Origin of the sequence: Rhodospira trueperi, assembly GCF_900101965.1 — a bacterium.
Lineage (GTDB): Bacteria > Pseudomonadota > Alphaproteobacteria > Rhodospirillales > Rhodospirillaceae > Rhodospira > Rhodospira trueperi.
In genome coordinates, this window is sequence record NZ_FNAP01000004.1 from 1 (window position 1) to 12,690 (window position 12,690).

The 12,690-nt window shown below is 66.3% G+C and carries 11 protein-coding genes; 3 read left to right on the plus strand and 8 right to left on the minus strand.

Going from position 1 to position 12,690, the window contains the following annotated elements:
• The first annotated feature begins 472 nt into the window (after positions 1-472).
• The 3 genes from BLS85_RS06545 (at position 473) to BLS85_RS06555 (ending at position 3,372) form a co-directional block, all read left to right on the plus strand.
• A complete protein-coding gene (locus tag BLS85_RS06545; protein ID WP_092784095.1) occupies positions 473-1,150 on the plus strand; it encodes a response regulator in 678 nt (225 codons plus the stop codon).
• Positions 1,137-2,501 (plus strand): sensor histidine kinase, encoded by a 1,365-nt coding sequence (locus BLS85_RS06550; protein WP_092784098.1) that lies wholly within the window; start codon positions 1,137-1,139, stop codon positions 2,499-2,501. Before BLS85_RS06545 ends, BLS85_RS06550 begins: the two co-directional genes overlap by 14 nt.
• Positions 2,502-2,640: 139 nt before the next feature.
• The gene (locus BLS85_RS06555; RefSeq protein ID WP_176793434.1) at positions 2,641-3,372 is read left to right on the plus strand and encodes a YfdX family protein; all 732 of its coding nucleotides are present in this window, start codon (positions 2,641-2,643) and stop codon (positions 3,370-3,372) included.
• Positions 3,373-4,144: 772 nt separating this feature from the next.
• On the opposite strand, the gene BLS85_RS06565 is transcribed toward BLS85_RS06555, so the two are convergent.
• The 8 genes from BLS85_RS06565 to speB form a co-directional block, all read right to left on the minus strand.
• Positions 4,145-5,221: a sugar phosphate isomerase/epimerase family protein gene (locus tag BLS85_RS06565; protein WP_092784105.1), complete on the minus strand. Its 1,077-nt coding sequence runs from the start codon at positions 5,219-5,221 to the stop codon at positions 4,145-4,147.
• A gap of 30 nt (positions 5,222-5,251) precedes the next feature.
• Entirely contained in the window at positions 5,252-6,130 is an 879-nt protein-coding gene (locus tag BLS85_RS06570; RefSeq protein WP_092784108.1) for an ABC transporter permease, read from the minus strand.
• Complete coding sequence (locus tag BLS85_RS06575) at positions 6,127-7,056, minus strand: ABC transporter permease (protein WP_092784111.1); 930 nt, start codon at positions 7,054-7,056, stop codon at positions 6,127-6,129. Before BLS85_RS06575 ends, BLS85_RS06570 begins: the two co-directional genes overlap by 4 nt.
• The gene (locus BLS85_RS06580) at positions 7,053-8,063 is read right to left on the minus strand and encodes an ABC transporter ATP-binding protein (protein ID WP_245699116.1); all 1,011 of its coding nucleotides are present in this window, start codon (positions 8,061-8,063) and stop codon (positions 7,053-7,055) included. Before BLS85_RS06580 ends, BLS85_RS06575 begins: the two co-directional genes overlap by 4 nt.
• Complete coding sequence (locus tag BLS85_RS06585) at positions 8,060-9,067, minus strand: ABC transporter ATP-binding protein (protein WP_092784114.1); 1,008 nt, start codon at positions 9,065-9,067, stop codon at positions 8,060-8,062. The genes BLS85_RS06580 and BLS85_RS06585 overlap by 4 nt, the downstream gene beginning before the upstream one ends.
• A gap of 74 nt (positions 9,068-9,141) precedes the next feature.
• The gene (locus tag BLS85_RS06590) at positions 9,142-10,695 is read right to left on the minus strand and encodes an ABC transporter substrate-binding protein (RefSeq protein WP_092784118.1); all 1,554 of its coding nucleotides are present in this window, start codon (positions 10,693-10,695) and stop codon (positions 9,142-9,144) included.
• Between the two features lie 176 nt (positions 10,696-10,871).
• Positions 10,872-11,597, minus strand: coding sequence for a GntR family transcriptional regulator (locus tag BLS85_RS06595; protein WP_092784121.1), 726 nt, complete (start codon positions 11,595-11,597; stop codon positions 10,872-10,874).
• A 3-nt stretch (positions 11,598-11,600) separates the two neighbouring features.
• Positions 11,601-12,506: an agmatinase gene (gene speB, locus BLS85_RS06600; protein WP_245699117.1), complete on the minus strand. Its 906-nt coding sequence runs from the start codon at positions 12,504-12,506 to the stop codon at positions 11,601-11,603.
• Positions 12,507-12,690 lie beyond the last annotated feature (184 nt).

A 12,690-nucleotide genomic window follows, 5' to 3' on the forward strand; every position in this document is an offset into this window, starting at 1 on the left:
CGCCTGAAGGACCTCCTGCGGCGGCACAGGGGCATCGCCACCAAGTACCTCGACAGCTACCTGGCGTGGTACCACCTCACCGTTCTGCCTCAGCTCCCGTCACCAAGATCCATCCTGGCCTGTGTCGCCGGGCTCATCTCACCCAAAGATCCAATCTGCATAGCTAACGCTAATTGAGCCTAGAATAAAGAACGAATGGGATCGGTGTGAAGCGGCGCGGTGGCGGGGATCGGACCGGCGGTCATCGTAATCGTCGCTGACCGGCCAAGGTAATTGTCGGCGAACACAGCCGGACAGGCCAGAACCGGTCAGGCCCTGTCGTACCAGTCTGCTTTTGTCCTGACTCTTGAGAACAAAAGCTCTGCGCCGCTTCGCGGTGCCAGAGCAGAGCAGAGCAGGATGCGCGTCAGCATCAATAATGCTAACTCATCACGGGGATGATCAACGCCTGCTATGGGAGCACGAGACGGGCATGAAGATCCTGTTGGCCGAAGACGATGAGACGACGGCCCAATTCGTTCACAAGGCTCTGATGGAAAAGGGGCACTCGGTCGATCTGGTTTCGGATGGCCGGGATGCCCTGAGCTATTGCCTCTACAACACCTGTGATCTGGTCGTGCTTGACCGCACCATGCCAGGGATGGACGGCCTATCCGTGTTGAAGGCTCTGCGGGCGGCCGGGTCCTCCACCCCCGTGTTGTTCCTGACCATTCTGGGGGATGTCGACGAGCGGGTCGAAGGCTTGCTGGCCGGAGCCGACGACTACCTGGTGAAACCGTTTCATGTCTCGGAGTTGCTGGCCCGCATCACGGCCCTGAACCGCCGCCCACGGGACACCGAGCAACGCACCTGTCTGGTCGTGCATGACCTTGAACTGGACCTGCTGACCCGAACGGCCACGCGCCAGGGGGTCGTGATCGAGCTGCAGTCCAAGGAATTCGCTTTGCTGGAAATTCTGATGCGCAATGAAGGCCGCGTCATCACCCGGTCCATGCTGCTGGAACAGGTATGGGACTTCAACTTCGATCCCAAGACCACCGTCGTCGAGACTCACATCAGCCGCTTGCGAGCCAAGATCGACAAGCCGTTCGACGTGCCGTTGCTGCAAACGATCCGCAATCTGGGGTACTCGATCCATGCTCCCCGGTAACGTCTTTTCCGGCGCGCCGTTCAAGACCGCGCTCTGGATTCTCGCGGCCGCATGCCTTGCGCTGACTGTCACAGGGGCGGCGGTGTTCGGGATCGTGCGCTCCACCCTCTATGAGCAACTGGGTGCGCAGATCCTCGACGACACCATGCTGTTGCGGGACATTTACCAGACCGGCGGCCCTGCGGCCCTGACGGAAGCCGTGAAACAGTTCGAGCAATCGGCCGCGCCTGTCGGTGAGGCCATTGGCGTCTTCGCGCTGACCGGCGAGAGACTGAGCGGAAACATCCTGAAGATGCCGGAGATCGTCGGCTGGGGGCCGCTGTTTCCCCGCCCGCATGGACTTGACCCAAGCGCGGCGTTTTACGGCAATGTCAGCGTGCTTGGCGATCGGGTGCTGGTCGTCGGCCGTGATTTGGGCCTTGTCAGGACAGTCCAGACCCGGCTTCTGCGCGCCCTCGTCGGCGCCGGGGCGGCGGTTGCCCTGCTGTCTCTCCTGATCGGCTATGGAGCCAGTCGGGGCGTGTACCGCCGTCTTGCCGAAATGGCGGCCGCGCTGGAAGAAGTGTCCAAGGGGCGAACCGAAGTCAGATTGCCGATGACGGCCGGAAACGACCAGATCGACCGCATATCGCGCCAGATCAACGGCCATCTCGATCACCTTGCCACCCTGATCGACAGCACCCGCCACTCGATGGCGGCCATCGCGCACGAGTTGAAGACACCGCTCAATCACGCCCATGTTCTTTTGCAAAACGCCGCCCTGGCCACGAACGGCCATACCGATCCGGACGCCCTGGAACACGCCCGACAGGAGGTGAGCAAGATCAGCGGCATCTTTGACACCGTTTTGCGGATCTCCCGGCTCGATGCGGGCGCGGACCAGACCAATCTGGCGCCCGTATCGGTCGCCGACATCATGCAGGACATCGCCGCGATCTATGCCCCGGTGCTGGAAGCCAGCGACCAGAGTCTGCACTGCGACCTCGATGGCGCCCGAGACGCCCGGATCCTGGGTGATGTGCGGATGTTGCGCCAGATGCTGGCCAATCTTGTGGAGAACGCCAGCCGGCATTGTCCGGCAGGGACGTCCGTCTTCCTGCGGGTGCTTGCCTGCGAGAGCGGCATGGTGCGCCTGGAGGTTGCGGACACGGGGCCCGGAATACCGCCCGAAGCCCGCACCGAGGCGCTGAAACCGTTCGTCAGGGTCCGACGCCACCTCGGACCGGAGGGCACCGGGTTGGGCTTGGCCCTGGTCGCTGCCATCGTCGCGCGACATGGTGGAACCATCGCGCTGTCGGACAATGCGCCCGGGCTCATTGTGCGGATGTCCTTTCCCGCCTGCGATGTCTGACGTGGGCGGCTTCGGCGGCAGGGCCACGAGGCGTCGTGTGCCCGGGACCCCGACCGAAGGAACCGAGGCAGCGTGACTTGACGTGCGCACTTGTCAAATTTGTAAAGTTGGCGAAAAGGCGCTGGCAGGAATGGGATCTATGGTCATGGTGTTCCGCGCTGGAACACAGTCTCTCACCCCAACAAGGACTGCGACCATGAAGACCCTGAAAACCATTTCCGCCTTGGCCCTCGCGGGGACCATGATCGCCTTGCCGGTCGTCAACGCGACCGCCCAGGCCGCGGGCGCGGCAGTCGAACAAGCATCCGCCACCCCGACCGCCGAGGACAAGCAGACCAGCCTGAAGATCATGGACGAAGCCTTCAGCGCCATTCGCGAGATTCATGCCGCGCGCCTGGCGATCTTCAATGGCGAACCCGATCAGGCGAAAAAGTTCGTCAATGAAGCCAGCAGTGATCTGGCGGCGGTCCAGGACAACGTGAAGGACTTCGCCGTCGATACGGCTCACTCCAGCAAGGACGAGGATCTCTACGTTCCGTTCGATTCCACCCTGACGCTTTCTGAAGGGTTCGTGCCGAGCGTGGAAAAGCAGGAGACCCTCGACAAGGCCAACGAACACCTCGCCCAGGGCGAGCACGAGGCGGCAATCAAGACCCTGAAGCTGGCGGACATCGACGTCAGGATGTCGGCGGCACTGATCCCGGCCGACGCGAGCCTGGAGCATGTCAAGTCGGCCCAGTCGCTGATCGATGACGAGAAGTTCTATGAAGCCAACCTCGCCCTGAAGGCCGTCGAAGATTCCATCGTCATTGAATCGTACGATGTCGACAGCGTCCCGACCCAGGGCAGCACGGACAACGGCGCCGGTTGACGTTGCGCCTTGATCTCATCCTCGGCGGCGGCGGCGCTCCCGCGCCCGGCCCCTCCCCCGATCTGCCCGGGGGCGCGCCGCCCGCCAGGACTGAAACGCCCCGGGTTCGCTGGAGGCGAAAGAGTATGAGAGGGCCTGGGTTGGGGCACGGTTTTGTGAGACATCACGCTGCGCTACCTTGGGGTTCCCCAGGAGGTAGAGAGCATGACCGACAAGACCGATATCGATCCCCGCGCGCCGGAGGCCTCGGCGCCGCCGAGGCCGGGTCACCGAAGCGCTTCTCCGCGAAAAAGAAACTCGCCGCCGTGCAACGCCTGTTCCGGGGCGAGAGCCTGGAGACGGTGTCTCGCGACCTGGCCGTCCCGGCCCATCGCCTGTCGGAGTGGCGCGACCGCGTCCTGCTGAAGTTCAAACAGGGCGGGGCCACGTCGGGGGCGAACACGGCGCTGGCCGCGGCCATCAAGAACACCCCCCATGTGCCGGCCTCCCTGCTCGGCGAGACACGCCTGCCGAAACAGCCGCCGCCCCACGACGCCCTGGGATCGAAGGACGACGCGATCCTCACTGTCCTCTCCAGCCTGGAGACATGGACATCGACCAAGGGCGCCCTGACCTGGCTGAGCGACACCGCCAAAAACACCCTGAAAAAAAGTGGGCCGCTCAAAATCGAGGATAGCCTTCTGTTTTCGCTCACAAACCCCTGGTCCCTCCAAAACCCGGTGACGGATGCGGGTCTGAGTGTCGGGCCTGCGACGGCGACCGGGTGCCAGCCTTATTCCTGCCCTTCAATGATCGCGCTCGCCAACGCCCGCATCTCCGCGAACATCGTGCGCACCCACTGGAGCTGCGCCAACGCGTCCCGGTGCTCGATCTGGCGGCTCATGGCGTCGCTCAGACCGGGAAGTCGGGCGGTGAGGCTGGGCTCTCGGGGCGGGATGACAGGATCGGGCGGCTCGCCGGGGAAGCGGTAGGCCGGCGCGACGTAGTTCACCTCCTCCTCAAGGCCGATGGCCGTGACCTGGGGTGTCTCCTCGCCCAGCACCAGCAGGTCCGCCAGCATCCGCGCCAAGGGAACATCGCCGGTGCCCGTGCGGCAGCCGAACTGCGCCCACCCGCCCCGGTCAGGCAGCATGAGCACATCCTTCAGGTGCACCGCGCGCACCCAGGGGGCCTGGATGCGTAACGCCTCCATCGGCCGTTCGCCAGCGTTGACCATGTTGCCGGTATCGAACAGCAAGCCGACGCGCGGGTCCGCACAGGTCTTGACGATGCGGACCATTTCCTCCGACGTCAGATCCTCGTGCTGCTCGACCACGAGGCGGAACCGCCCCTTGGGGCCGAGACGGTCCAGGACCCAAAGAAGGTCGGCCGCGACCCGCTCCAGGATCCCGGACACCCGCCCCGCGTAACGCGGGTAGCAGCGGATGGACTCGGCGCCCAGGTCGGCGGCGACCGCCAGGGCCGCGCCCAGGTCCTCGGGCGTGGTGCTGCTCACCTCGACGTGCCAGCGCAGGCCGAGGTCCCGCGCCCGCGCGCCCAGGGCGCGCCGATCGGCGGGTGCCATCGCCGCCAGCGACCGCCGGCCGGCGTCGAAGACATGGCACTGCACGCCGGCCAGTCCGTGGGCCGCCGCGAAGTCCAGCAGGTCGCCCGGCCCCCAGACCTCGTCCAGCAGGTGGAAGTGGAACGTGTAGGCGTGGATGAACAGGGGAACCGCGTCGATCCGCGTCACCAGCCGGGACAAGGTCGCGCGGTCCAGGGGGAACGGGGCGGTCCCCTCCACCGAAAGCATCGCCGCCAGACGTTGGCGCGGCGACGGGGTGAGGTCCGGCGTGGGCAGGCCGGTCATGGCACGGGTCCTCTTGATGGCGTGACCCGATCAGGTCCCGCGAAGGGTCGGGTCGAGGCGGTCACGCAGCCAGTCGCCCAGGAGACTGAACGCCAGCGTCGTGACGAAGATGACGATGGACGGCAGCACCGCGATCCACCATGCCGTCAGCAGATAGTCACGGCCGAAGCCGACCATGTTGCCGAGGCTGGTTAGCGGCGGCTGGATGCCGAGGCCGAGGAAGGACAGTGACGTCTCCACCAGGATCGTCTCCGGGAAGTTCAGCGTCATGTTGACGATGATGGCGCTGCCCATGTTGGGCAGGATGTGGCGCAGATAGACGCGTACCGGGTTGGCCCCCAGGGTGCGCACCGCCACCGCGTAGCCGTGCGACGAGGCGGACAGCGCCAGTCCGCGCACGATGCGGGCATAGCGTTCCCAGCCGTACACCCCCATCACCAGCACGAACAGCACGAAGCTGTTGCCGAAAAAGGCCAGCACGGCCAGGGCGAGAATGATGAACGGCAGCGCCGCCTGGAAGTCGATCAGAACCATCACGACATGGTCCACCCAACCCCGGAAATGGGCGGCGGTGAAGCCGATCACAGTACCCAGCACGGCCCCGATCAGGGTGCCGAGCAGGGCTACGAACAGGCTGATCCGCAGGGATTCGATGATGCGCGACAGGACGTCGCGGCCCAGGTCGTCGGTCCCCAGGGGGTGGGCCCAGGTGCCGCCGTCCATCCAGACCGGCGGCTTCAGCCGGCCCAGCAGGTCCATGTCCTGGTAGTCGTACGGTGCGACCACGTCGGCCAGTAGCGCGATCACGGCCATCAGGCTCACCCATGCGGCCGAAACCAGGACCGACGGCGGCATGTCGCCCAGGTCAACGCGCCACGTCTTGCGGTCGGTGGGCAGGGCCGTGGTCATTTGGACTCTCCGCTGCGGGTGCGGGGATCGAGCCAGCCGTAGGCAAGGTCGACCAGCAGGTTGGTGACCACCATCGTGACGCCGACCAGGATGACGATGCACTGGACCACGGCCAGGTCACGGTTCTGCACCGATGCCACCAGCAGCTTGCCGATGCCCGGCCAGGCGAACACGTTCTCGGTGATGGTGGCGGCGGCAATCTGGCGGCCGACATAGATCCCGCCGACCGTGACGATGGGAATGGAGGCGTTCGGCAGGGCATGCCGGCGCACCGCCTCGGTCCACAACAGGCCCTTGGCCCGCGCCGTGCGCATGAACGGCGCCGACAGCACTTCCAGCATGGCCGACCGGGAGAAGCGGGCGAAGATCGCCGCGTCCGCCGTCGCCATGGTGGCGACCGGCAGGATGTAGTGCAGCCAGGTCTCGCTGCCCGCCGTCGGCAGCACCCGCAGGACCACGCCGAACAGCATGATCAGGACGATGCCGACCACGAAGTTCGGCAGGCTGAAACTGGCCACGGTCAATCCCATGGTCAGGCGGTCGACCGCGGTGTTGCGGTGCAGGGCGGCGTAGACACCGGCCGGGATGCCGATGCCGAAGGTGAAGATGGTGGTCAGGCCCATCAGCCACAGGGTCTTCGGCAGGCGCTCGGCGACCACCTCCGTGGCGGGCCGGTTGCCGATGAACGAGTGCCCGAAATCGCCCTGGAAAATGTTCCAGAGATAGCTGACGTACTGATCCCAGATCGGTCGGTCGAGGCCCCAGCGCTCGCGGAACGCATCCAACGCCCGGGGGTCCGCATCCACGCCCAGCATCTGGATGGCCGGGTCGCCCGACAGGCGCAGGACGACGAACACGAAACTGACCAACAGGAACACCGTGATCAGCGCCCGCAGGATCTTCGAGGCGACACTCAGCGTGGTCATGCGGCGGTCCCCCGTCCATGCACGACGTGGCACGCGACGGCGTGCGCCGGCGCATCCATGGGTTCAAGGTCGGCGTCCGTTGATCGACACATCGGTTCTTGCAGCGAGCACCGGGGATGGAACCGGCAGCCGGGGGGGGGATTGAAGGGGCTCGGCGGCTCGCCCGGCAGGATGATGGTCTCGTGGTCCTGGTCCGGCTCCGGCACCGGGATCGCCGACATCAGGGCGCGGGTGTAGGGATGGCGGGGGCGGGTGAACACGGTCCCGGTGGGGCCGTGCTCGACGATCCGGCCCAGGTACATGACGGCGATGTCGTCGCAGACGTACCGCACCAGTGACAGGTCATGGCTGATGAAAATGATGGTGAGGTCGAGCGACTCCTTGAGGGCCTCCAGCAGCCGGATGACCTGCGCCTGGATCGACACGTCGAGGGCCGAGACCGGCTCATCGCAGATCAGCAACCGGGGCTTCAGGACCAGGGCGCGGGCCAGCACGACGCGCTGGCGCTGTCCGCCGGAGAGTTCGTGCGGAAACGTGCAGAACATGTCGCCGGTCAGGCCGACCGCCTCTAGCATCTCGCCTCCGCGCGCCCGCCGTTCGGCGGCGTCGCCGAGGCCGTGGATGATCAGCGGCTCGACGACCTGACCGAGCACGGTCATCCGGGGGTCGAGCGCGCCCAGCGGATCCTGGAACACATACTGGATGTCCTGCCGCAGCGCCCGCCAGCCGGCGGCGTCCAGCGTGGCGAGGTCCGTGCCGTCGAAGCGGATGGACCCCGACGTCGGCGTGTGGATGTTGAGAATGCTCTTGGCGACAGACGACTTGCCGCAGCCGGATTCGCCGACGATGCCCAGAACCCGCCCCCGAGGCACATCGAAGCTGATGCCGTCGACCGCCCTGACGCTGCGCCGCCCGCCGAACACCGTGCCCGACGAGACGCGAAAGCTCTGGCGGAGATCCCGCACCGACAGCAGTGGTGCGTCCGGGCGCGTGGTGCGGGGGGTCAAGACGCGCCTCCCATCGCCGCCATGGGCTGCGCGATGTCCTGATGGTGGCAGGCGGCGCCGTGATCGCCGTCCATTCGGAACGCCGGCACCGCCGCGTGGCACGTGTCGGACACCCTGTCACAACGCGGCCCGAAGGCGCACCCCGGGGGCAAGTCGCGGGGCGATGGCACGACGCCGCCGATCGGGGTCAGACGGGCGCTCCCCAGGTCCGGACGCGGCCGGGAGTTCAGAAGGCCCCGGGTGTAGGGATGGGCCGGCGCTTTGAAGACCGTGCGCACCGGGCCCTGCTCGACAATGCGGCCGCAGTACATGACCGCCACCCGGTCGCAGGTCTCGGCGACGACGCCAAGGTCGTGCGTGATCAGGATGATCGACATGCCGTGCGCGTCGCGCAGGCGCTTCAGGAGCCGCAGGATCTGGGCCTGGATGGTCACATCCAGGGCGGTGGTGGGCTCGTCGGCGATCAACAGCGCCGGCGAACCGGCCAGCATCATGGCGATCATGGCGCGCTGGCTCATGCCGCCGGACAGCTGGTGTGGATAGGCGGACAGGCGGCTTTTCGCTTCGGGAATACCCACCTCCTCCAGCAGCCGCGCGGCCTCGGTCTCCAGGGCTGTTCGCGACGCCTTGGCCAGGGCCGGATTGTTCAGGCGGATGGCCTCGAACATCTGCGCGCGCAGGGTCTTGACCGGATTGAGCGAGGACATGGGATCCTGGAAGATCATGGCCACCGCGCGACCGCGCAACGCGGCGATCTCCCGTTCCGACAGGGACAGCAGCGAGGTGCCCCTGAATCGGGCCTCGCCGGTGACCTTGGCGCGGGCGCCGGCCAGTTGCAGCGCGGCGAGGCAGCTCACGCTCTTGCCGGAGCCGCTTTCGCCCACCAGGCCGACAATTTCGCCGGCCTCGACCCGCAGGTCGATGCCGTGCACGACACGAATAGCCCGCGCCGGATCGGAACCGAAGGCCACCCGCAGGTCGGAGATGTCGAGCAAAGCGTCCATGGCGTGGCCCTTCCCGGACAGGGTGGGATCCGAGGCACCGGCGGGGCATATGCCCCGCCGTCCTTCGTCCTGCGTTATTCGAACGCCAGCGCGCCGGCGCGGAAATCCATCAGGCCGGTGCCGGAGGACTCCCAGGCGATGGACTCCTTCTTGCCGTAGTACATCGGCAGTACGTGCAGATAGGTCCCCGGCGCCTCCGCTTCGAAGATGTCGAGCATCTCGCGGAACGCGGTTCGACGGGTTTCGAGGTCGGTGGAGAACAGCCCGGAGTCGGCCGCCGCGTTGAACGCGGAGCCGTCCCAGAATCCGTGCACCTGGAAGAACCCGGTGGGGCCGAATATGCGATGGCTGTGGCCGATCGGGTCGTTGAAGTAGACGGTGCTGGACCAGTTGACGATACCGCGCCCCTCGGCCACGTCGTCCTCCTCGATCTGACCCCAGTTTTCCTTCAGCTCCAGTTTCACGTTCAGGCCGACCTCGCCCCACATCTGCTCCAGGATCTGGGCGGTCGAAACCTCACCGGTGTAGTAGTCCTTCAGGTAACGGTAGGAGATTTCGGTGCCGTCGTAGCCGGCTGCGTCAAGAAGCGCGCGAGCCGCGTCGGGGTCGTAGGTGGCGCCCTGGAAATCCTCCAGGTAGATGTCGCCGAAGGCGGGCACCTGCATGCCGTTGGGCACGTCGGTCTTGCCGCCGAACACGGCCTCGACCAGCAGCTCCCGGTTGATGGCAAGGTTCAGGGCGCGGCGCACGCGCGGGTCCTGCAGGGCGGGGTGACGGGTGTCATAGACGATGATGCGGATGTTCCGGATCGGGCCGCCGGCGATCACGGTGCCCGGGTTGTCGTCGATGGTCTTGAACTGGTCCGGCTGGATCTCGGTGATGAAATCGTACTCACCGGAGATCAGGCCGGCGATCCGCGCCGCCGTCTCGGGCACGACCTTGTAGGTGATGCTGGCCGCCGGCGCCGGCTCGCCCCAGTAGTCGCCAAAAGCCTCGAAGCGGTGAAATTCCCCGGGCTTGTTCTCGGCGATCCTGTAGGGGCCGGTGCCGATGACCGTCTGCCCCCAGGCATCCCAGCCGTCGGCCGCCAGATAGGCGTCGGCGCACGGCACCTGGCCCATCCAGCCGGACAGGCGATTGATCAGCAGCGCGTCCGGCTCATAGGTCTCGATCCGGATCCGGTTGCCGTCGAGAGCCGTCACGGCCTTGATCGTGTTGAAGAACTGCTGCGCGATCTTGTAGCCGGGACCCTGATTGTCCTCGGTGCCGTAACGCTGCGGGCCGAACATGATCTCGACGTCCTCGGCCGTGAAGTCGGTGCCGTCGTGGCACGCGACGCCGTCGCGGATGGTCAGCTCCAGGGTGGTCGGGTCGACCATCTTCCACGCGGTGGCCAGACCCGGAACGGTCTCGCCCGTCTTCCAATCGTAGCGGATCAGGTTCTCGACGATGTTCTCGCCGACCCGTTCATTGACGTTGGAGTTCGCGCCCATGGGGTCGAAGTGCGGCGTCAGCTTGGTGACGGCCACCACCAGATCCGGGCGGTCGTCGGCTGCCGCCCCGGTCGCGACCGTGCCGGCAACAAGAGCCGTCAGGCAGACCGAAACCATCAGCGTATTCTTGGTCATCTCGGGATCCCCTCGTGTGGTGCCGTTGTCGTGGCGCCGCCCCTCCGAACGGGCGCGATGCGGCTGCTTCTGGTCTAGACCAGACCCGCCACGTGTATCAGGGGCGTGAGTGTCTCGGGATGAATTTGCGATGAAGCTTGTGCGACCGGACCAAGCCTTGAAAAGGCGCGGACCCGTCAGCCCGGAACGTTGCCGACTACGACTTCCAGGATGTCGGACAGCCAGAACTCGCGATCGACCTGAACGACCGCGCCGCCGTGCGACTTCAGGCGGGTGATGAACAGCCCCGGCGTCCCGTTCGCCACCCCCAGAGCCGCCGCCACCGCGCCGTGGAACTGGGTTGAACGGGCGCGGAAGCCGGTTTGTTCGGGGACGAATCCGTATTCGTTGCGAACGAAGTCCGTAATGGGGTCGTAAAACTTCATGTCCAGAAACCCCGGAAACACATCGGCCTTCAGGTAGTTCTCTTCGAAGCAGACCCGCCTGCCGTCCAACAAAGCAATGCTGCACATCTCGTACAACGCGTCGCCGATCCCACACCCGAACAGGGTCGCCAGCGACTGCGTCGCCGCATGGGATTCCGGCGCCGTCGTTTCGGCCCCCGGCTCCTTGCCGGCCTCCTTGAACAACCCGAAAATATTAATGTGGTTGGTGGGATCCGTGCGCAGTCGGGTCGGCGAGACGAAATACCCCCGCCGATCCTCCCGGTAGATGAGCCCCTCTCCCTGCAACAGAAGAAGGGCATCCCGCACCGTCATGCGGGCGATCCCCATCTCCTGGGACAGCGCTCGCTCCGAGGGCAGGCGTTCGCCCGGCGCGATCCGGCCCGACCCGATCCGTTCCGCCAGCGCGTCTCTCAGCCGAAGGTAAATCGGGGCGCCGCCACCGGTCTTCATGTCCATCGGTTAGCCCGACGGCCGGGTGCGCGCCCGCGCCTCGGCGAGCACGCACAGGATCTCGAACGCCAAGGTCGCTCCGACCAGGGCCGTCGCGCCGTTCACATCGAACGGCGGCGCGACCTCGACGACGTCGGCGCCGACCAGGTCCAGCCCGCCGAGACCACGAACAACGGCCTGGGCCATGTGGGTCGTCATCCCGCCCACCTCGGGTGTCCCGGTGCCGGGCGCATACACGGGATCGAGGGCATCCACGTCGAAGGTCAGGTAGGCCGGAGCCGACCCGACCACGCGATGAACCTCGGCCACTATGCCGGCCACGCCGATCTCGAACACGTCCTCGATGGTGAGGACCCTGATGCCCGTCTCGGCCGCGAAGTCCCCGCCCTTCGGGCTGTATCGGCTGCCGCGAATGCCGATCTGGATCGTCCGCTGCGGATCGACGAGCCCTTCCTCGATCGCCCGGCGGAACACGGTGCCGTGCGTGAACCGGCTGCCGCCGAAGTAGACGTCATTGATGTCCGAATGGGCGTCGAACTGGACCAGCCCGACCGGCGCGTCTCGGGCGATGGCCCTCAGAACTGGCAGGGTCACAAGGTGGTCGCCGCCAACGCTGAGCGGAGCGGCGCCGGCCGCGTGCAGGGCGGCCTGGAAGCTCTCGATCCGTCGGAGGGAATCCTCCAGGTCGACAGGATTGACGGGCGAGTCGCCCAGATCGGCGACCCGGCAGACATCGTAAGGCGACCGCCGGGTGACATGGTGATAGGGCCGGATCATCATCGACTGGGCCCGAACCTCGCGCGGCCCGTGCCGGGCGCCCGGCCGGTTGGTCGTGCCGCCGTCCCACGGTACGCCGACCACGGCCACGTCGACGCGCGCGGGATCATCGATCTGCGGCAGGCGGAAGAAACTCACGGGCCCGGCATACCGAGGCACCTGGCTCGAGTCCGCGGGACAGAACCTTTGATCGTTGCTTGGCACTGCGTACCCCTCCTGGCGTCCGACGTTCAGATAGGCAGGCAGGATCCGACCACCATCGGGAAGCGACGTTCCGTGCTGACCCGACCGCCAAGGGGACCGGGGTCCACAGCGATGCGGT

Coding starts and splice junctions, on each gene's coding strand:
- BLS85_RS06595 (WP_092784121.1), bottom strand. CDS start 11,597: ATGGACATGAAGACCGGTGGCGGCGCCCCGATTTACCTTCGGCTGAGA.
- BLS85_RS06555 (WP_176793434.1), top strand. CDS start 2,641: ATGGTCATGGTGTTCCGCGCTGGAACACAGTCTCTCACCCCAACAAGG.
- BLS85_RS06575 (WP_092784111.1), bottom strand. CDS start 7,056: ATGACCACGCTGAGTGTCGCCTCGAAGATCCTGCGGGCGCTGATCACG.
- BLS85_RS06585 (WP_092784114.1), bottom strand. CDS start 9,067: ATGGACGCTTTGCTCGACATCTCCGACCTGCGGGTGGCCTTCGGTTCC.
- BLS85_RS06590 (WP_092784118.1), bottom strand. CDS start 10,695: ATGACCAAGAATACGCTGATGGTTTCGGTCTGCCTGACGGCTCTTGTT.
- BLS85_RS06570 (WP_092784108.1), bottom strand. CDS start 6,130: ATGACCACGGCCCTGCCCACCGACCGCAAGACGTGGCGCGTTGACCTG.
- BLS85_RS06565 (WP_092784105.1), bottom strand. CDS start 5,221: ATGACCGGCCTGCCCACGCCGGACCTCACCCCGTCGCCGCGCCAACGT.
- BLS85_RS06545 (WP_092784095.1), top strand. CDS start 473: ATGAAGATCCTGTTGGCCGAAGACGATGAGACGACGGCCCAATTCGTT.
- BLS85_RS06550 (WP_092784098.1), top strand. CDS start 1,137: ATGCTCCCCGGTAACGTCTTTTCCGGCGCGCCGTTCAAGACCGCGCTC.